Source organism: Helicobacter winghamensis ATCC BAA-430 (assembly GCF_028751035.1).
Classification (GTDB): Bacteria; Campylobacterota; Campylobacteria; order Campylobacterales; family Helicobacteraceae; genus Helicobacter_D; species Helicobacter_D winghamensis.
The window spans coordinates 853,708-871,425 of sequence record NZ_CP063533.1; the positions used below are offsets into that span (position 1 = coordinate 853,708).

The following is a 17,718-nucleotide window of genomic DNA, read 5'->3' on the forward strand; positions in this document are numbered from 1 at the left end:
GCTTTAATAATTTAATTGGCAAATTTCATCTTTTTGTGTTTGAAAAAAATATTGTTTATTATGTTTAAAAAAGTTGCTTGACTCTACCCAGACTTCTCTTATATCAAATCCATTAAAATCTTTAAAGGCATTTTCTCCATTCTTTATAATATCCACAAAATATTTTTCAAACTCTCCATTGCCATTATTAAAAAAATTAATTTCAGCATTTCTTTTAGCCAGCTTACTTTTAATAAAATTTTTAGCTTGTTGTAGATTTTCTGCTAAAAATAACCTATAAGAATTCGCGCAATAATTATCACAAAAAACAATAATTTCATAACCTTTAATCTTTTCCATAATAGCCCCTTTTGCAAATTTCATTTGTTACAAATAAATTTAAGTTTTCATACTCGCAAAATTTCATTGAATCTATTTCTATATTTAAGACAGATTCCAATCTTTTCATACAATACCAAAGCATATCCATTCCATACCCTTCTATAATGATTAAACCATCTTTAGAGAGCTTTTTATCTGTAATTTTTTTCTTAATAGCATTTGGCAACTTATAAAACTCTCCCTTGTTATTTTTAAAAAAAATTTCAATATGCCTTACAATGCAATTTTTACTAACCTTCAATAAAACAGGGTAAAAAGTGATTTTTCCTTGTTTTATTTGCTTTCTTAATGTTTTTTCCATTATAAAAACTCCTTTAACTCTTTGCGCTCACTAAAATAATCATAAAGAGAAGAAGATGTAGAATAAATAAAGGCTTGCACAATCTTTTCTTTTACTTCTTTTATGTTGTCTAAAAAATCATAAAAAGAAACCTTTAAATCCTTTTGTAAAAAGCTTAATGATGATTCTCTCCCAATTTCAAAGCTTTCATTCTCCACCCAACGCATAAAGAAACTTCTAAATCTTCTAAAAACAGATGAAAATCTGTTTTCCACTTCCACGCAATCAAGATTAAAACCTCCATTAACGCGCAACAAATCTAAAAATTCACGATAATCTTTTTTAGTATAGATAGCCTCTAGTATTTCCAAATCCTCTAAAAATCCACAATCTTTAGCCACTTTATGTGCAATTTTCTTTAAATCCATTAGCCACCCCCTTAAAAAATAAAAGAGGGTTGATAGTTTTTACCCTGCTTAAAAGCTTTTTGTCTCTCTTTTGCTTCAGCTCTTTTTTGTAAATATTGCTTGACATATAAATCCGCTTCTTTTTGTGTTTCTTTCCTTAGCTTTTCTTTTAATTTTGCTTCTAAGAAATAAAAGATACTCTTTAGGCTATTGCTTAAAAACAATGCGTCTTTATATTGTGGCATTCTGCCTTGTGGCTCTTTATACACTATAAATTGCCCACCCCTTTTTAAAAAAGCTTTATTTTCTATAAAATCAAGCTTCAAACTCTCACATAAATTTCTTATTGCTTTTTTACTAACTCTTTGCATTTTTGCTCCTTTTATAGTATTTTGTAACCTGTTAAGAAACGCGACCCATTTTCATTTCCAAACGCTTTATTCTTTCTCTATAATCTGCCATTATCTGTTTCATAAAATCGTCTTTAAGCTCTATAAATTTGTCAAAATCCCCAGAATAACACCTGCTAGAATAAAACCATTTACCGCCAATTCTTAAATAAATATATTCAATATCACTATAACCAAAGCTTTTGAAGTGATTTAAAAACATATTTAAAGAACAAGTCAAAGTCGCATTCTTATCACCTATATCACCTATAACTTCTCTTTTTGTTTTGTTTATCGTTCTCTCTAAGCTCCTTATCCCACCTAAAGCAATTAACTTGCGAACCTTTTTATCTGAATCGTAATCTCTTTTAAGTCTATTTCCAACGCCCTCTAAGTAGCCATCATAATGACAATAAATGCCCTTTACATTTAAATCCAAAGTAGGCTCTTTTTCAGCAAAAAAAATAAAAGACCTTGTAGCCATTTTCTTTTTCTCCCTTAAATTAAAATATTTGTTTGCATATATTTTTTACTAAAAATATATTGACTAGAAAAGAATTTATTAAAATCAGCAATCAAAACAAGCATACTATTTAAACTCAAATCTTTTTTACTAATTTCATAAGTTTTTTTAGCACCATTTTCTAAACTAAAAATAATATTAAGAATATTTTTAGTATTGTTTTCAATCACAATATTTTTAACTTCCAAAGGCTTTAAGATTTCTTTTAAAGTTTGCGCAATAAAATCAGAATCCTTTGCTAATTTAAAACTTAAATTCATTTGCAATCCTTTTATTTTTTTATTTGTGTAATTATACTATATTTTATTATATAAATCAAGTATTTTATATAATATTTTATAATAATAAATCCCTATTTATTGACATATTTTTTTAAAAAATAATCACTAAATACTATATTTTTTAGAAAAATATGCTATAATGCAAAACAGAAAAAAAGCGCAAAAACAGCTTAAAATCCCTGCCATTTTCCCCTTTTTTGCGGAGCGTAAGCGAGCAATACGGGGCGTTGCGGGGTGTCCCCGCAAAAGATCATAAAAAACAAGACTTTAGGCTTGTTTTTCTGCTTTTGACTTTAGGCAAAAGGAATAAAAGGTGCAAACAGAAATTGAAAATGAAAGAAAAAAATGCGGTAGAAAAAAAGGTGTTGTTAGAGAGCATTTAATCAACAAAAAAGAATTTGGAATCGAGCTAGAAAAAGCTGGTCTAACCAGAAAAGAACTTTGCGAAAATCTAGGTGTAACATACACAACTTTCAATAATTCTTGGGGGTCAAATAAAGCAATTCCAAAATATGCAATTTCTTATGTAAAAATCTACCAAAAATTAAAAAAATGTAGAGAAGAAAAAAAAATACTAGAAAAGTATTTTGAGTTAAAAAAAACAGAAAATAAAAAAAATAATTCAAAGTTAAAAAAAACAGAAAATAAAAAAAATAATTCAAAAGATGAATATGCAAAAAAGATAAAGGAATTGAAACTTAGTAGAGATTTTTTGTGTGAAGAATTTGGAGTTACAAAACAATCTATTTCTAATTGGCTAAATAATTCTGCAACTCCACTATGGTTCATTTCTTGGCTTAATGTGTATGAAGAGATTTGCAAATATAATGAGTTAAGAAAGGCTTTAGAGTGCTTTAACTCTGCAGAATGAAGCATTAAAAGGGCTTTTAGCCCTGTAATTTGCGCTTCTAGCGCAAATTACAATTCTTTAAAAAAATAAACAAACCTATTAAAACCTAACTTCACAATACTAAATTATTATAATTTAAAACAATATTTAATATTATTAAATGTTTTAAACAATTTAAAATATTTAATAATTTTTTATATCATTTAAAATATTATTAAATATTTTTATTGCATTCTTCTAAATTCACTAGGCTTTATAGGATTATTAGCATTCCACAACCCTACTTTTTTAGACTTAGCCATTAATTCATATTCCACATAATCACTGCTATATTCCCTATAAGCCCAAGCAAATCCATTTTTTACCATTTCTGCATTAATATCTCTTGCATTGCATTCCAAAATCCCTATTGCGCGCTTATATTTGTCTTCATCTTTTACAATAATTTTTGCTTCTGTATTGATAGGACACATTTTATTTAAAGCAAGTGTTGCTTCTTTGCCATAACTTTGTTTCTTCTCTGGGGCATCTATCCCATATAACCTAATAATATAACTTTCTTTGCCACTTAAAAAACGCAAAGTATCACCATCAATGATTTTTTCTACTCTACCCTGCAATTCTTGCGTTTTCAAATAATTTGTTAAGGTATTTTCTAACACAGAATAGTTTTTTTGAATATCAATATCATTAATGATTTCTTGGTTGAATACCAAAAGAGATAAGATTGCTAAACTAGCAATACTTTTTATAGGATTATTTGAGAGTTTTCTAAGTAAGAGATTATTTAGTCTTTTGAATTGCATTTGTTCATTTCCTGATAGTGATTTAAAAATTTAATGGCTTCTTGTTTGTAGTTTGTATAAGGTATTTTGTAAGATATTTTTCTTTCTAAAAATAAGAGAGAATGCGATAAAAATTCTGCTCTTTTATAATTTTCATCTTTTGCGCTTTCTAGATAATTATCTGTTTGCCTAATTCTTTTAATCGTATTTGCTATTGCATTTAATTCTGTTTTAATCTCTAAAAGAGTGCTATTTAAAGGAATATTTAATGCTTTTGCAATAAACAAATCATCATTAAAGTCTTTAAAGCTAGGAATACTTTGCCTAACTTCTCTTCCTTTAAAAAACTCTAAGCATTTTTTACTAAACTCTCGTCCCTTTTCATCATTATCAAAACCTAAGATGATTTGCGCTTCTTTAGGTAAATTTTTATTTAAAAACTCCATTACTCTAAATTGAGATTGTGTAGGCACTCCATTTGTAGAACATAATAAAAAGTTTTTTTCATTATTTTTGTGGTGCATTTCAAAAAGGGATAAAGAATCAATCATTGATTCTGTTAAAATTACTCTTGTAAGCGTATTTAGTTTTGTGTCCTTTTCTTTTAGCATTTCTAAGCCCTTATTTCCATAGCAAAGCTGTTTAATGCTTTTGGAGTTCTTTTGTATAGGTGCATTTAAATATTTAATATAACCGCTAATTATAGGAATGAAAGTGGAGTATTTTGAGTCTTTAATGGTATAGGTTGGCGATAAGATATTATGATTTTTGTTTTTTAATCCTAAAGTATCATTGGCAAATCTCTCTAAAATACTTGATTCTATTAGGCGTTTTAAAGTAAAAACATTTTCTTTTAAATTTAATGTGTCTGCTTCAAAATATTCCTTTAAAACTTCTTCTTTTGCGCTTTCATCTTTTTGTGTGCTAGGATTAAAAGAATAGCTAATTTCCTTTTTTTCAGCATTAAGCAATACTTCATAGGCAACACCACGATTTTTAGCAAAATTAAAGATATTTCCCCTATCTTTCTCATCATTGGGATTAAAATAAAGATAATCGCCATTGCTTTTTTGCGTAATTAAAACAGAATCCCCATTTTTATTTGTTAAAGCAATATAATTCCTTGAAGTTTTGTCTTTTTTAATACTATATCCATTATTAATTAAAATTTCGTGCAAAGGTAATTTAATGATTTCTCTATTTGTAATGTAGGGATTTATCTTTTTTTCTTGCATTGCTACTTCTTTTTACCATTTGTAAATTCTTTGATAAAAAAATCTAACATTTTCCTATCTTCTGCCATTAAAGGATTGTCTTTAAAAGCGTCATTTTGTAAAAGTGTATTAAATTGTTTCATCAAAGAGTTCAATTTTTCTTCTCTTGCACTAGGGTAATAAGAGTTGTATTGTTCATAAAGCTCTTTAGCTTGTTGTTTGAAAAAACCTGCTTGATAAATCAAGCTCCCCTTTTGTTGATTTAGTGCTTGAGTGATTTGTGCTAATTCTGCGGATTCTTGAAGATTATATCGCCATATTTCGCTCGCATTGAAGCTGTGAAGTTCTTGGCTCGTATTTCTAGTGCTTTGGCTTCCTTCGCGAATTCTTCCGCTACTTGCAATCTCCGCTCGGCTTCCTGTCTGTAAATCTTGGCTTCTCTCGCTCTCTGCTCTGCTCTCTCTGCTCTCCGCTCGGCTTCCTCTGCTCTCTGCTGTGCTAAGAGATTCTTTTCTATTTCTATTTTCAAAATCTCTACTTCCTTTGGTTTGTTTGATTTCATTGCTACAAATAGCATATCTTCCAAAATCCAAAGTGGTGCTTTCTTTAAGGCTTGTTCTGTTGCTGTCGGTAATGCTTCCACTAAGTCTATTATCATCTTCTCTGGAATGCTGTTGGAGAGTTGTGTTGGAATTTCTATTTTCATTGTCCCTTTCCTTTCTTGTTGCTTCTTGGAGCATTTTCTCAAAGTCTTTTTTCTCTTCCATTATTTTACCTTAATTTTATCTCTAGTATCAACAAGCTTCACAATTGGTTTCTCTTAAAAATTTTTTTACATAATCAAAAATTTCTTTGGGTGGCATTTGATTAAACCTTTCTTTTAACTCATAAATGCTAAATTGATTTTTTCTATTTTTAATTAGCTCTAGTGTGTAGTCTATTTCTTTTAGATTTAGATTATAAATGGCACTTAATCCTTGATTAATTCTATGCTTTCTTGTATAAACACAATTTTTATGCTTTTCTCCTTGTAGATACAATTCTTTTTCATTTTTCAAAAGTTTAAAATTCTTTGGCAATTTTAAATCTAAAAAAGAAGTATCAATCTTTAGTTTTTTACTCTTTGGGATTTGCTTTATATTTAAAATTAAAACTAATCTGTCGTGTTCTTTTTGCATACGCTTTAAGGATTTGATATTAAGATTAATAAGCTCTTTTGTCAAATAAACAAGTTTGGTGTAATCTTCTATGAGCTGTATAGTGCCTTGAGTTAAGGATATAGCAAATTTATCCACAAGAAAAAGTTTTAAAAGATTAAGACCTTGATATTTTTTTCTTTGATGAGAGATTAGAGCAAGTGGTGCTTGTCCTCTTAATAGCATTAAATCTTTTTGTGAGCTTTTCCAAGCTTCGTTGTTTTCAAAAGTTTCTTTGATGTATTTTTTTATTCTTTCATAGCTAGTTAAATGCTTATTGATGAGAAATTGATAAAGCTTATTATGCTCCTTTGCTGGGATAAAATTTAAAGCAAGGATAAAAGATAAAGCCACAAATATATCTAGCTTATTAAGATTAAATGCAAATTCTTTTTTAAAAAGCTTTTCCATAAGCTCTTGGATATTATGCACTTCATTTAAAAGTGCAAAATCAATTTTTAAATAATTTAAACTTTCATCATCTAAGCATTTAATATCTTTGATAATGGGTGTTTTGATTTGACTTAGGAGGAATTCTTTTAAAAGAGGATTACTTAAAAGAGTGCTTGCGTATTTGCTTATCATAAAATTCATAAAATTTGTTTTATTTTTAGAGATAATTATCTTATTCTCTTTTAAAATATAAGCTTGTTTATGCCATTTTCTTCTAAATTCAAAGGCTTTTTTGTCTTTTGTTCTTTGCAAATCTATGATTTGCTCATAGAAGAAAATATCCTTTGTGCTTGGATTGTATTTTAGAATATAAAAATAAGTGCTTCTAGTTATTCCTTTGCTTTCAAACTCATAAAAACTAAGATTATAATTTAAATGCAAATTTGTTTTTAAGAGATTTTCTAAAAATCCTACAAGCTCTTTGGAAGTTATGAGCAGTGTTAAGGATTGATGAAAGCTATTGATAAAATCATCTTTTTCTAAAAAGATACAATATCTTTCATCATCAATGTTATTAAGAAAAGCTTTTAAATACTCATCTTTTAACATCTCTTTATTAAATACGCAATAATCTTTAAAAAGAGAGGGGGTAGAATGTTGCATTATGTATTCCCTTGTGTTATAATCTGCTCATCCATTTTGACTAAATGGTAGAAAAGGTTTGACGCCTATGTGGTAAAGTAAAAGCTCGGCTCTTTGCAGTCGGGCTTTTTTTTTGGCTATTTGGTTGGGTGTGTGGGAGGAATTTACCATATAGGAGTCCATAATGGATTCATTCATTTTATTCATTTCGGTAATCTCAGTGATTATCACACTTTTTAGAGAGGAGATAAGAGAAATCTTATTTAATCTCAAAAAGTAGGTTACCGACTTCGTTAAACCTCTATCACAAGGATTAGTCGCCCTTGTGGTAGTTTTAAATTTTAGAATTTTCAACGGCTTAAACTGCATAATTTTCTTTTCCTAGCGATAAATACTTTTTTACCTTATCCCTTAATAACTCCAACATTTTTTAGTGAATGGAATCTTTTTAAAATATTGATTATATGGGTCGTTACAATTTGAATAAGTATCATCATATCTACATTGATTAAAGATTTTATAACTTTGATTATGGTTAAGCTTTTTAAAAGTTGCATAATCTATTGATTGAAGTTTTGCGCTTAAACTCCATTCTAATTTAGAGTAAAATTCTCCACTGCATTTATAAGTTGGAATTTTATAATCTGTGTATGCGTGATTAATAAGTGCTTGGCAATGTTTTGGCAGATTGGGATTGACTCTAAAGAACATTGCTTGTTGTATGCCTTGTAAGTTATTTGTTTTTGTTTGTATCTGTTGATTTAAATATTCAGGTTTGCATTGCTCTGGGTTTGCACTTGGTAAAATATCTTGTGTAAGATTTTTTAAAACCAAATCATCACTTGCATTATTAACAGGACATAAATTTAAAAAACTTTTTCTCTTTCTTATGGTATCTGCCATTTTTTTAGCACTAATAGAATAGAATCTTCTTAATGAAGGGTTACATTCTGAAGGGGGATTGCCCGTGCTTAAACAAAGAATTGCTTCGCACGCTAGTTTGGTATCTCCTGTTAATTCTTTGCTTTTTAAATTCTGCAGATTAATTTGTGATTGTTGCAAATTATTTGCATTTACGCTAGAAAATCCTAAGATTAGTGCTAATGTTAAACTTTTTGTTATTTTATTCATTATTTTTCCTTTGTAAAATTTTTAGAGTGTTGTTGCTCATTCTTTATTTAAGTTGTAAAATTGGTATGCCATTTTTATCGTATTGGGGTTGCTTCTGTAAATAATCTCCTAGCGTTGGATTAATTTCTTCTAAAGTTAGAATTTTTGGTTTTTGCATTTCGTGCGCATCTTTAGCGTTAATTTGGGATTCTTTTTCTGCCATAATTACTCTATAATATTTCATATTTGTTTCATTCATATCTTGGAGTTGTGTTGTAAGTTTTAAAAGAATCGTATTTGTTAGGGCTTCCCTTTCTTTTGTAGTTTGCGCATTTTTAACCTTTGCTGTTAGGGCTTTCATATCTTTTTGGAATTTCTTTTGAGAGTTTTGCCCTTTTCCAGAATAATAATCATCTACAATTTTTATCATTTCATTGGCGTTATTTGCGGTGTCTTTTTCTTTGATAAATTGTATAGTTTGTTTTAGCATTACCGCTTGGCGCATTTTTTCTTGGTAGCCTGCATAATCTTTCTCTAAAAGGTCTAAAGCTTCTTTTTCAAGCTTTTCTACATCTTCAAAAATATCATCAGCATTTTTTACTGATGTTATGCACTGATTAATATCCCTTTTAATAAAATTTTTAATTTGAGTGATTTTGTTTGAGTATTTAGAAGAATTAATCTCTAAATATCTACAAGCATTGGCAATATTGCTAGTTTCCCCCCAAATATTATCAGGCAACTCTACAATATTTTCATAGAGATTTTCAAAATCATTAATCATATCTTGGGTTTCCCCTAAGACTTCAGTAATTGCTTTCATATCAACCCCCAAAGATTCCATTTGTTTTTCAAAATTTAATGTATCTTTTAGCATTTGTTGAAATTGTTGCAGTTGCATTGCGTAGTCTTTAGCATTAGCAGTTTGGTCTTGAATGAAGCCTTGCACAGCTTGTGCGATTGAAGTGGCATCAATTACGGGAATCCCACTTGCATTTAGGTGGTTTGGGAACATTAAGGTGGCAATCAAAGAAAATGCTACATAATGATTTTTAAATTTCATTTTGTGATTCCTTTGCTTTGAGATTGTTCTTGTGTGTTTTTCAGATTCTGCGCTAAATATTCTTTTGTTTTTTGCGTAATTTTTGGGTATTTATTTTCAAAATTTGGCGTTTTTTCAGAGATTTCTTTAGTAATCTCACCAATTGCTTTAAGCTTATTTTCACTATGTTCTAGACTTAAAATATCATCTAGTTTATAGTAAAGGGATTTTTCCATTTCTGCTGTCTTTAGGAATTGCGTTGCTTGCGTTTTCTTTTCATAGAGTTCTACCAAAAACTCTTTTGCTTTGCCTTTTAATTCTTCAGGTATATTTTTTGCAAAAGTTTCTAGCCATTCTTTCATTCTTCTTTCGTGTTCTTGTTCTTGAATTTTATTACTTTCTTTTTTCATAGAAGAAAGTGCGTAATCCATTTTATAGAGAGCCTTTAGAATTTCGTTAATATCTTTTGCTTCAATGAGTTTTTCTACGCTTCTATCAAAATTTTCTTCTAGTTCTTGGATTCTTTCAGTGATTTGTTGTTTGCGTTTTAAATACATTTCGTCAATGGAATTAGGGTTTAATTCTGTATTTTCTGTGCTATTTTGATTCTCTAAGGGCTTATCTTTTGTTTCTTGTGAAGTTTCTTGCATAGATTGTTTAAACATTTCTTTTCCTTGTTCTGTTTCTAAGTGCTTCAATTCTTCTTTTAGAGTTGTCATTTCTTCTAGAATTTCTAAAGAATCCTTTGCTTTTTCTATGCCATCGCTGTCTAATGCTTCTTTTGTTGCATAAATGGCTTGTTCTGGAGTGGAATTATTTAAAATTTCTTCTGCAAATTCTTTTTTATTTTCTAGTTTTTGCTTTTCTTCTAAGATTTGCATTGCTTCTTGTGCTTGGGCTTTTTCTTCGGCAATTCTTGCTTCTTCTATTTTTTGTTTTGCTTCTTCAATTCTTCTGCCTTCTTCTAAAAACTCTTCTTCATTAAAGTTTTCTGCAAAGGGTTGTCCATAAAAAGCTAAGGCATCTTCATAATCAGAATCTCCAAAAGAGCCTTCTCTTGACACATCATAATAAGGACTTTTTATATCATTTCTTACTTCTTTGGATTGTGTGTTTTCTTTAAAGTCTTTGAAGTCTGTGTAGGTTTCTTTATGGTTTTCATCTTGCAAGCGATGATTTTCATCTGTTTTATCGGCTTCATTCCCTTTTTCTCTGTCTTTTGTTTCTTTTTTGTTATCAATTTCATCAATTTCTATAATTTCTTCTTGTGCTGACATTTTTACTCCTTAGGCATAGATTTATTTTGATTTAAAAAAAATCTAAATTTTAGATTTTACTTTGAACTTTGAAAAATCCAAAAAAACGATATATAAAAATGCAAATTTTTAGGTATAATTAAGTTATATACAAGTGAAAAATTAAGGAATTATTAATGGCAACACAAACAATACATCATACAAATTTGGAAACAAGAGAGATATTATCCCCTATGTTACTAGCCTTTTTAAAACAAAAGATTAAAGAGTTAGGACAAGAGAAAAACGAACAAATCATTATGGAATCTATAAAAGTTGTAACAGATGAAATTGCTAATAAACAAGCTATTAATGCGACTGCTATAAGAGAAGAACTAGAAGAGAGATTAAAAAATGAGCTTGCAACTAAAGACTTTGTAAGGGCTGAAATTAATCAAGTAAGAACAGAAATTGCAGAAGCTAAACAAGAATTAAAAGTAGAAATTGCAGAAGTAAGAACAGAAATTTCAGAATCCCACAGAAAACAAATGTGGCTTATTATCTCAACAGGAGTTATTTCAGCAATTACAATCATAGGTGCAAATTTTGCATTACTTAAATTTTTAATTGATACATTCTTAGTTGCTTTAAATACTAGTTTAAAATAAGGGGTTACAATGTTTGATTATGCAAAATATGAGAATGCTTCAAGTAAAGAGTTATTTATTGCAATTAAAAGAAAACAAGGAAGCCTTTAAATTTCTAAAAATGAAGTTAAAAAAGTCCTTAAGCAATAAGAAATTAAAAAAAGTTGAAGAGCCAACTGAAGATACAAAATTGATTTTAAGCAAAAATGAGCCTTTGGATTATAATAACTTTGATGATTTGCTAGAAAGTGTTGATTTGGAATTGAAAGCTGAAAATGCGTAAGTAAATTTTTCAAAATTCTTTCAAAAAAGATTTAAAATTAGTAAGAAAACAGAATTGGGATATGACAAAAATTAAGCAATGCGTGGAAGATTTAGCAAATTTAGATATTTTGCCTGCTCATTATGAAGCACATAGCTTAAAAGGTGATTTCAAAGACTTTAGAGAATGCCATATCTTTGGTGATTTAGTTTTAATTTACAAAAGAGATGATGAAGAGATTAATTATTATCGCATAGGAAGACATCAAGATTTATTTAAAAAATATTAAAAATTCATATACCCCTTAAAAGCTCTAAAACCTATCTAAAATCGTTAAAAAATAAAAATTAATAAAAGATACTACTATAACACATAAAATTGATTCTAGCTATCTTAAAATGATTCTATGAAGATATTTAATTTACCACTCCACTCTAAAATTACTCTAAAGCAATATTAATTCTCCCTCTTGTCTATCAAAAAACTTAGTTGCCATAAAAAATTAAAAAACTTATAAAATCTAAAAATTTTAAAATTTAATTTTTTTAAATTTTTTTTAAGTTTTTATTTATAGCTAAATATTATTATATTATTCTTTCCCTTTTGTTTTTAATATTTATAACGCGCGCGCGTGAGAGTTAAACGCTAGAGCTTCGTTATTTTGGGCTTTAAAACTTGATTTTAGAAATGCAATTAAGGGGACATTTCGCATAAATTAAGGGGACATTTCGCATAAATTAAGGGGACATTTCGCATAAAAAAATAAAAAAATTTAAGTTTAGCTATCGCTATTTGGGTAATTTTTAGTTTTTAGGCTTAAAGTATTAAGGGGACATTTCGCATAAATTAAGACAACTTTGAGCATAATTCTTTTCTAAAGATTAATCCATTGGATATTTTTATTGATGTAGTATAATCCATTATTTATTTTTAAATTTTAACCTTTTTTGACAAATTTTACTAAATTTTATTGTATAATTGCATTGCGGATTTTTTCAAGGAGATAATGATGAATACTAAAGTATTTAAAATTGGTTTAATTGCAATGTGTGCAGTTGGATTTTTTGCTGGATGCGGAGAAAAAGATGAATTAGCATATTTAAATGAAAGAGAATTTACTAAAGAGGAATTTCAAAATAAAGAGTTTCTCGATAAAGTCTCCACGCATTGTTCTTTTGCTGACCAAAATGGGTATGCCTTAAAAGAAGTTGCTAGAAAAAATTGCTCAAACGCTTTTTATTATTTAGTTAAATAATATTAAAGCAACAGGGTGATTAATTCTTAAAAATTTATTTTAATATTTATTTTTAAACTTAATACTTAGAAGCAAAGAAGGGTATTGAATACTATAATTTTCAAACTTTTTTTGTTTCTTTTTAAAAAAGTGCTTGAAAATGGAGTAAAATCCTGCTCTATTCAATATGTTTTATTTATAAGCCACCTGTGTGCTTATAAATTAGTGAGAATCTAAAAGAGAAATTGCACGCTTAGAAGATTCTTCAATATCTTCAAAGGTTTCAATGATGGAATCCACATTCTCTTTCGTAAGTGTTTGACTTAGTTTATCAAGAGCGGAATTTGTATCCTTAAGCAATGCAATTTTTGTTTGATTTAACCCTTCAATATCAAGATTTCCAACCTTTAGAAGCATCTTTTCATCATCTAAATATTTAGAAATCGGATTAATCGCATTAAAATCACAAGTTTCTTTTCTTAAATTAAAACTTAAATATAAATTAGATTTATATACAATATGCTCAAGTTTTGAAATACTATGCAATAAACGAGAAGAAAGCTTGTTAAATACCTCTTGTAGGGTTGCTGTAGTCTGCTCCATTCTCCCAAAAACTTCATTAAAGTTTGTGATATTGCTATGTGTTGAGTTTGCATAATCTGAAATTTGTGCAAAATTATCTTGAATTTCAGCGATCTCTTGTTGCATATTTTGCACTACCATTGAGATTCCATTTGTTGCCTTATGAGTTTTTTCTGCAAGTTGACGCACTTCATCAGCAACTACAGCAAATCCTCTTCCGTGCTCCCCTGCTCTAGCTGCTTCAATACTAGCGTTTAATGCCAATAAATTTGTTTGATTTGCAATATCAGCGATAATATCTACAACAGAGCTAATATCTTTTGACTTTTGCGTAAAGCTATCCACGGTGGCTAAATTATCATTAATAATTGCCATTAGAGCATCAATAGATTCTGTAATGCCTGCCACATCTTTTTGTGAATCTTTCGCACTTTTTGTGATATTTGTAACATTATCATTCACCACATCAAGCTGCTGCATATCTCCCTCTAAATCTGATGAAATTTTTGTTAAATTCTCATTTTGGCTACCTAAACTCATATCAAGCAATGACTTTGCAAGTGCATTTTGAATGTTTGCCTTTGCATTTTCTTCAATTTTGAGTAATGCTTTGTTGATATTATTAATGTTTTGGATAAATGCACCCTTTAGCCCTTGTGCATATGCCAAGCGATAATATTCTTCTTTTTGGGAGCTGTGGATTGCAGTGCTAATCTCACGCATAAAGGCTTCTAAATTATCCGCCACTGTATTAAGGTTGTTTGCCATTTCGCACAAATCTGCATCACCTTCAATATGCAACACGCGCTGTTCAAAATGCCCTTTTTGATATTCCCTTGTTACTTTTAACATATTTTGGATAATACGCTCACGCTCCGTAAATTTCATAATGCCATATCCAAGCACAATAGCAATTAATACATAAATAGCCAAATACACGCTAATTCCCTGATAAAATGCCTCTGCTCCAACGCCTATCACACAAAGTATAATTGCAAAAATAAGTAAATTTTTCATCGGTATCCCCCTACTTCAGCTTGTTTTTGAAGACTAATAATAAATTCATTCCAGCCTATTTTATTTTGTTGTAAATATTCCATTACAAATTGCACACTAGCATCCAAACCTTTTTCCTTTTCAATAACAAGCAACTGCTTGTAAATTTCTATGATTGTTTCAATTCCAGCTTTACTTGGTCTGCGACGCACAGAATAATAACCAATTACCTTTCCATTTTCATCATAGGAAGGGGTAACATTTGTAAAAACCCAATAAGTTTTACCATTTTTAGAAAGATTGCAAACAAAAGCAAAGAATTCTCGTTTTGCTTCTATTGTGCTCCATAAAAGCTTAAAAGCAGCGCGTGGCATAAAAGGATGGCGCACAAGTTTATGTGGCTTCCCTAGAAACTCTTTTTCGCTATAAGCACCATATTTAATAAAATCAAGATTTCCATAAATAATCTTTCCTTTTAAATCGGTCTTAGAAGTAATTAGTGTGTCATCATTTAACAAAACTTCATTTTTTAGGAGTTTTAATGCGGATTCCATTTGCTTCCTTATAATAATTTAATACCGATGCAATTATTGTTAAAATTTTATAAAAAAAATATAAATTATAATAATGATTTAAAAGTAATAATAAAAATTAAAGCATTTTCTGTATAATTTAAAATTTCAAAATATAAATATATTAAAAATAAGGTTTATAATGCAAAATTACAAACATTCAGATTTTTTAGATTCCAAAAATGCCCTAGAGCTCTATGATTTAGATCTTTTTACGCTTGGAAATATAGCAGACTCTTTGCGTCAAAAATACTTTGACAAAAAGGTATTTTTTAACTCCAATCGCCATATTAATCCCACAAATGATTGTGCGGATATTTGTAAATTTTGCGGGTTTTCAGCGCACAGAAAAAATCCAAACGCTTATACAATGGATAAAGAGCAGGTCTTGGAAATTGCTAGAGATTCCATAAAATCAGGAGCGCTAGAGCTGCATATTGTGGGTGCGCATAATCCTAAGCTTAATTTAGAATGGTATTTAGAACTTTTTAGAACACTTAAAGCAGAATTTCCGCAAGTGCATATTAAAGCATTAACTGCCGCTGAAGTACATTATCTAAGCACAATCTCAAACAAAAGCCACCAAGAAGTGTTAGAATTAATGGCGCAAAATGGTGTGGATTCTATGCCTGGTGGGGGTGCGGAGATTTTTGATGAAAAAGTGCGAGATTACATTTGCAAGGGTAAGGTGAATTCTAAAACTTGGCTAGAAATCCACGGAATTTGGCATTCTTTAGGTAAAAAGTCTAATGCAACAATGCTTTTTGGACATATAGAATCACGCGAACATCGTATTGATCACTTACTGCGTCTTTACCATCAGCAAGAGAAAAGTGGTGGTTTTAACGCATTTATCCCCCTAGTCTATCAAAAAGAAAATAATTTCTTAAAAGTTACAGAATTTCCTAGCGGGCAGGAAATTTTAAAAACCATTGCAATTTCTAGGATTTTATTATCAAATATCCCGCATATCAAAGCCTATTGGGCAACTTTAGGGCTAAATTTAGCACTTGTTGCACAAGAATTTGGCGCGGATGATATTGATGGAACCATTCAAAGAGAGGCAATTCAAAGCGCAAGTGGTAGTAAAAGTGCTTACGGAATCACAAAGAACACATTGATTTCCGAAATTAAAGATGCAGGATTTATCCCGGTGGAGCGCGATAGCCTTTATAACATCATAAAAATATATTAAACAAGGAGATAAAGATGCAATATTATAGCTATGAAATGTTTAGAGAAGATATGAAAGAGCTTGTAAGTCAAATTGATTTTAATCCTGATGCAATTGTTGCAATTTCAAGAGGCGGACTTACAATGGCACATTTTTTAGGGATTGCATTAGATCTTAGGCGTATTTTTACCATCAATGCTTCATCTTTTTTTAATAAAGTGCAACAAGAAATTCAAATCTCAAATATTCCAGAATTAAGTGGTAATCAACGCGTCTTGATTGTCGATGAAATTGTAGATAGTGGCACAAGTATGGAGAAGGTGCATACGATTTTAAGTACGATTTATTCGCATATGGAGTTTAAAACTGCCTGTATTTTTCATAAACCAACGGCAACTTTCAAGCCCGATTTTATCCTGCGTGAAGCTAAAGATTGGGTGGAGTTCTTTTGGGAAGTTGATATTATTAAATCCATACGCGAAAAGGAATAGCTTTTTGGATATAGAATCTAATTTTGAGTTTCTTTTTCCAAGCATTCTTTGCAAACTATGTATAGCATCATATCATGCCCTACAAGTTTTCCATTATAAGACTTAACAACATCAACTTGTAATTTTTCAATCTCATCATTGCAAAATTCTTCAATCTTGCCACACTCTACACAGATAATATGATCATGATGCAACCCGCTTGCAATTTCATAGCGCTTCCCACTTTTATCTACTTCAATAGAGCTTACAAATCCTTCTTTTTCCAAAAAAGATAGAATCCTATAAATTGATGAAATGCTTGTGTTTTTACAAGTCTTTCTAATAATGGTAAAAATATCTTCAGGACTTAGATGTCCTCCATCTTCATAAATTACCTTTAAGATTAATTCTCTTTGCTTTGAGCTTTTCAAGCTGTTTTTTTTAATGGATAAATGCAATCTATCTAAGATTGTTTTGAGAGACTCTTTGTATTTTTTCATTATAAACCCTTTTTTATAGAATATAACTCTAATCTTAAAATTTTCTATTGTAGCAAAAAGTCTTCAATAAAGCAAAAATAAAATAAGAATCATTTTTATATCTTATTAAGTTGATATTGATTATCATTTTATCGCTTTAAACAAACTTTGCATAAGGAGATAAAATGTCTGTTTTGGTAATTGGCGGAGATGAGATTACACCTATTAAAGCAGTTCTTAAAGGTTTAGGATGTGAAGAAATCACACATTGGGATGGAAGAAAAGAAAGCGTTAATCACAAGGAATTACCACAAAACATTGAATGTTTGGTAATGCTTACAAATTTTTTAAACCACAACACAATGCGTAAATTTCGCAATGCTGCAAAGAAAAAAGAGATTCCAATTATCTGCACGAAACGCAGCGTGAGTTGCTTATATTGTGAATTTATGAAAACTTTTGGGGAAAATTGCAATAAAGTTTGCGCTTACAAATAAATTTAAACTTTAATTATTTTCTTAATATTTACAATATATAATTTAAGTCTAACTTTTACAAAAGTCAAACATTAGGG

The 17,718-nt window shown here is 29.5% G+C and carries 24 protein-coding genes; 8 read left to right on the forward strand and 16 right to left on the reverse strand.

Annotated features, from left to right (window positions below; all coding sequences use genetic code 11):
- Positions 1–3: 3 nt before the first annotated feature.
- Genes IP358_RS04380 through IP358_RS04405 form a run of 6 tightly spaced genes read right to left on the reverse strand, consistent with a single transcriptional unit; the run spans position 4 to position 2,240 of the window.
- A complete protein-coding gene (locus IP358_RS04380) occupies positions 4–339 on the reverse strand; it encodes a hypothetical protein (protein WP_040498502.1) in 336 nt (111 codons plus the stop codon).
- Positions 326–682, reverse strand: coding sequence for a hypothetical protein (locus tag IP358_RS04385; RefSeq protein ID WP_006802370.1), 357 nt, complete (start codon positions 680–682; stop codon positions 326–328). The genes IP358_RS04380 and IP358_RS04385 overlap by 14 nt, the downstream gene beginning before the upstream one ends.
- Complete coding sequence (locus tag IP358_RS04390) at positions 682–1,089, reverse strand: protein kinase family protein (RefSeq protein WP_006802371.1); 408 nt, start codon at positions 1,087–1,089, stop codon at positions 682–684. Before IP358_RS04390 ends, IP358_RS04385 begins: the two co-directional genes overlap by 1 nt.
- Positions 1,090–1,100: 11 nt before the next feature.
- Positions 1,101–1,439 (reverse strand): hypothetical protein, encoded by a 339-nt coding sequence (locus tag IP358_RS04395; RefSeq protein ID WP_006802372.1) that lies wholly within the window; start codon positions 1,437–1,439, stop codon positions 1,101–1,103.
- Positions 1,440–1,470: 31 nt separating this feature from the next.
- A complete protein-coding gene (locus tag IP358_RS04400) occupies positions 1,471–1,941 on the reverse strand; it encodes a hypothetical protein (protein WP_006802373.1) in 471 nt (156 codons plus the stop codon).
- A 14-nt stretch (positions 1,942–1,955) separates the two neighbouring features.
- Positions 1,956–2,240 (reverse strand): hypothetical protein, encoded by a 285-nt coding sequence (locus IP358_RS04405; RefSeq protein WP_006802374.1) that lies wholly within the window; start codon positions 2,238–2,240, stop codon positions 1,956–1,958.
- Between the two features lie 334 nt (positions 2,241–2,574).
- Between IP358_RS04405 and IP358_RS04410 the strand changes: the two genes are divergently transcribed.
- Positions 2,575–3,132: a hypothetical protein gene (locus tag IP358_RS04410; RefSeq protein ID WP_006802375.1), complete on the forward strand. Its 558-nt coding sequence runs from the start codon at positions 2,575–2,577 to the stop codon at positions 3,130–3,132.
- A 203-nt stretch (positions 3,133–3,335) separates the two neighbouring features.
- On the opposite strand, the gene IP358_RS04415 is transcribed toward IP358_RS04410, so the two are convergent.
- The 7 genes from IP358_RS04415 to IP358_RS04445 all read right to left on the reverse strand — a co-directional run bounded on the left by IP358_RS04415 (position 3,336) and on the right by IP358_RS04445 (position 10,770).
- The gene (locus tag IP358_RS04415) at positions 3,336–3,917 is read right to left on the reverse strand and encodes a thermonuclease family protein (protein ID WP_006802376.1); all 582 of its coding nucleotides are present in this window, start codon (positions 3,915–3,917) and stop codon (positions 3,336–3,338) included.
- Entirely contained in the window at positions 3,899–5,131 is a 1,233-nt protein-coding gene (locus tag IP358_RS04420) for a toprim domain-containing protein (protein ID WP_006802377.1), read from the reverse strand. Before IP358_RS04420 ends, IP358_RS04415 begins: the two co-directional genes overlap by 19 nt.
- A 2-nt stretch (positions 5,132–5,133) precedes the next feature.
- Positions 5,134–5,877 (reverse strand): hypothetical protein, encoded by a 744-nt coding sequence (locus tag IP358_RS04425; protein ID WP_006802378.1) that lies wholly within the window; start codon positions 5,875–5,877, stop codon positions 5,134–5,136.
- A gap of 27 nt (positions 5,878–5,904) precedes the next feature.
- On the reverse strand, positions 5,905–7,362 hold the full coding sequence (locus tag IP358_RS04430) for a hypothetical protein (RefSeq protein ID WP_370525611.1): 1,458 nt from the start codon (positions 7,360–7,362) through the stop codon (positions 5,905–5,907).
- A gap of 390 nt (positions 7,363–7,752) precedes the next feature.
- Entirely contained in the window at positions 7,753–8,472 is a 720-nt protein-coding gene (locus IP358_RS04435; RefSeq protein ID WP_006802379.1) for a TrbM/KikA/MpfK family conjugal transfer protein, read from the reverse strand.
- A gap of 43 nt (positions 8,473–8,515) precedes the next feature.
- The gene (locus IP358_RS04440; protein WP_006802380.1) at positions 8,516–9,514 is read right to left on the reverse strand and encodes a hypothetical protein; all 999 of its coding nucleotides are present in this window, start codon (positions 9,512–9,514) and stop codon (positions 8,516–8,518) included.
- Positions 9,511–10,770: a coiled-coil domain-containing protein gene (locus IP358_RS04445; RefSeq protein WP_006802381.1), complete on the reverse strand. Its 1,260-nt coding sequence runs from the start codon at positions 10,768–10,770 to the stop codon at positions 9,511–9,513. Before IP358_RS04445 ends, IP358_RS04440 begins: the two co-directional genes overlap by 4 nt.
- A 155-nt stretch (positions 10,771–10,925) precedes the next feature.
- Between IP358_RS04445 and IP358_RS04450 the strand changes: the two genes are divergently transcribed.
- The 4 genes from IP358_RS04450 to IP358_RS04465 all read left to right on the forward strand — a co-directional run bounded on the left by IP358_RS04450 (position 10,926) and on the right by IP358_RS04465 (position 12,892).
- Positions 10,926–11,396 (forward strand): hypothetical protein, encoded by a 471-nt coding sequence (locus IP358_RS04450; protein ID WP_006802382.1) that lies wholly within the window; start codon positions 10,926–10,928, stop codon positions 11,394–11,396.
- 19 nt (positions 11,397–11,415) lie between these two features.
- A complete protein-coding gene (locus tag IP358_RS04455; RefSeq protein WP_370525633.1) occupies positions 11,416–11,658 on the forward strand; it encodes a hypothetical protein in 243 nt (80 codons plus the stop codon).
- Between the two features lie 61 nt (positions 11,659–11,719).
- Positions 11,720–11,926, forward strand: a complete 207-nt coding sequence (locus tag IP358_RS04460; RefSeq protein WP_248613383.1) for a type II toxin-antitoxin system YafQ family toxin — start codon at positions 11,720–11,722, stop codon at positions 11,924–11,926.
- Positions 11,927–12,646: 720 nt separating this feature from the next.
- On the forward strand, positions 12,647–12,892 hold the full coding sequence (locus IP358_RS04465) for a hypothetical protein (RefSeq protein WP_006802385.1): 246 nt from the start codon (positions 12,647–12,649) through the stop codon (positions 12,890–12,892).
- Positions 12,893–13,093: 201 nt separating this feature from the next.
- Here the strand turns inward: IP358_RS04465 and IP358_RS04470 are convergent, their stop codons facing one another.
- Both IP358_RS04470 and IP358_RS04475 read right to left on the reverse strand, forming a co-directional pair.
- Positions 13,094–14,470 (reverse strand): methyl-accepting chemotaxis protein, encoded by a 1,377-nt coding sequence (locus IP358_RS04470; protein ID WP_006802386.1) that lies wholly within the window; start codon positions 14,468–14,470, stop codon positions 13,094–13,096.
- Positions 14,467–15,003 carry a PAS domain-containing protein gene (locus IP358_RS04475; protein ID WP_006802387.1) on the reverse strand — a complete coding sequence of 179 codons (537 nt, stop codon included), beginning with the start codon at positions 15,001–15,003 and terminating at the stop codon, positions 14,467–14,469. The genes IP358_RS04470 and IP358_RS04475 overlap by 4 nt, the downstream gene beginning before the upstream one ends.
- Positions 15,004–15,163: 160 nt before the next feature.
- Here IP358_RS04475 and mqnE point away from each other — a divergent pair, with 160 nt between their 5' ends.
- Positions 15,164–16,216, forward strand: a complete 1,053-nt coding sequence (mqnE, locus tag IP358_RS04480) for an aminofutalosine synthase MqnE (RefSeq protein ID WP_006802388.1) — start codon at positions 15,164–15,166, stop codon at positions 16,214–16,216.
- A gap of 14 nt (positions 16,217–16,230) precedes the next feature.
- On the forward strand, positions 16,231–16,686 hold the full coding sequence (locus IP358_RS04485; protein ID WP_006802389.1) for a phosphoribosyltransferase: 456 nt from the start codon (positions 16,231–16,233) through the stop codon (positions 16,684–16,686).
- 17 nt (positions 16,687–16,703) lie between these two features.
- On the opposite strand, the gene fur is transcribed toward IP358_RS04485, so the two are convergent.
- A complete protein-coding gene (gene fur / locus IP358_RS04490) occupies positions 16,704–17,165 on the reverse strand; it encodes a ferric iron uptake transcriptional regulator (protein WP_006802390.1) in 462 nt (153 codons plus the stop codon).
- A gap of 164 nt (positions 17,166–17,329) precedes the next feature.
- Between fur and IP358_RS04495 the strand changes: the two genes are divergently transcribed.
- Positions 17,330–17,641: a DUF2325 domain-containing protein gene (locus IP358_RS04495; RefSeq protein ID WP_006802391.1), complete on the forward strand. Its 312-nt coding sequence runs from the start codon at positions 17,330–17,332 to the stop codon at positions 17,639–17,641.
- The last annotated feature ends 77 nt before the right edge of the window (positions 17,642–17,718 follow it).

Coding starts and splice junctions, on each gene's coding strand:
- IP358_RS04485 (WP_006802389.1), top strand. CDS start 16,231: ATGCAATATTATAGCTATGAAATGTTTAGAGAAGATATGAAAGAGCTT.
- IP358_RS04440 (WP_006802380.1), bottom strand. CDS start 9,514: ATGAAATTTAAAAATCATTATGTAGCATTTTCTTTGATTGCCACCTTA.
- fur (WP_006802390.1), bottom strand. CDS start 17,165: ATGAAAAAATACAAAGAGTCTCTCAAAACAATCTTAGATAGATTGCAT.
- IP358_RS04475 (WP_006802387.1), bottom strand. CDS start 15,003: ATGGAATCCGCATTAAAACTCCTAAAAAATGAAGTTTTGTTAAATGAT.
- IP358_RS04380 (WP_040498502.1), bottom strand. CDS start 339: ATGGAAAAGATTAAAGGTTATGAAATTATTGTTTTTTGTGATAATTAT.
- IP358_RS04450 (WP_006802382.1), top strand. CDS start 10,926: ATGGCAACACAAACAATACATCATACAAATTTGGAAACAAGAGAGATA.
- mqnE (WP_006802388.1), top strand. CDS start 15,164: ATGCAAAATTACAAACATTCAGATTTTTTAGATTCCAAAAATGCCCTA.
- IP358_RS04385 (WP_006802370.1), bottom strand. CDS start 682: ATGGAAAAAACATTAAGAAAGCAAATAAAACAAGGAAAAATCACTTTT.
- IP358_RS04415 (WP_006802376.1), bottom strand. CDS start 3,917: ATGCAATTCAAAAGACTAAATAATCTCTTACTTAGAAAACTCTCAAAT.
- IP358_RS04435 (WP_006802379.1), bottom strand. CDS start 8,472: ATGAATAAAATAACAAAAAGTTTAACATTAGCACTAATCTTAGGATTT.
- IP358_RS04495 (WP_006802391.1), top strand. CDS start 17,330: ATGTCTGTTTTGGTAATTGGCGGAGATGAGATTACACCTATTAAAGCA.
- IP358_RS04395 (WP_006802372.1), bottom strand. CDS start 1,439: ATGCAAAGAGTTAGTAAAAAAGCAATAAGAAATTTATGTGAGAGTTTG.
- IP358_RS04455 (WP_370525633.1), top strand. CDS start 11,416: ATGCAAAATATGAGAATGCTTCAAGTAAAGAGTTATTTATTGCAATTA.
- IP358_RS04420 (WP_006802377.1), bottom strand. CDS start 5,131: ATGCAAGAAAAAAAGATAAATCCCTACATTACAAATAGAGAAATCATT.
- IP358_RS04430 (WP_370525611.1), bottom strand. CDS start 7,362: ATGCAACATTCTACCCCCTCTCTTTTTAAAGATTATTGCGTATTTAAT.
- IP358_RS04425 (WP_006802378.1), bottom strand. CDS start 5,877: ATGGAAGAGAAAAAAGACTTTGAGAAAATGCTCCAAGAAGCAACAAGA.
- IP358_RS04460 (WP_248613383.1), top strand. CDS start 11,720: ATGACAAAAATTAAGCAATGCGTGGAAGATTTAGCAAATTTAGATATT.
- IP358_RS04390 (WP_006802371.1), bottom strand. CDS start 1,089: ATGGATTTAAAGAAAATTGCACATAAAGTGGCTAAAGATTGTGGATTT.
- IP358_RS04470 (WP_006802386.1), bottom strand. CDS start 14,470: ATGAAAAATTTACTTATTTTTGCAATTATACTTTGTGTGATAGGCGTT.
- IP358_RS04400 (WP_006802373.1), bottom strand. CDS start 1,941: ATGGCTACAAGGTCTTTTATTTTTTTTGCTGAAAAAGAGCCTACTTTG.
- IP358_RS04465 (WP_006802385.1), top strand. CDS start 12,647: ATGAATACTAAAGTATTTAAAATTGGTTTAATTGCAATGTGTGCAGTT.
- IP358_RS04405 (WP_006802374.1), bottom strand. CDS start 2,240: ATGAATTTAAGTTTTAAATTAGCAAAGGATTCTGATTTTATTGCGCAA.
- IP358_RS04445 (WP_006802381.1), bottom strand. CDS start 10,770: ATGTCAGCACAAGAAGAAATTATAGAAATTGATGAAATTGATAACAAA.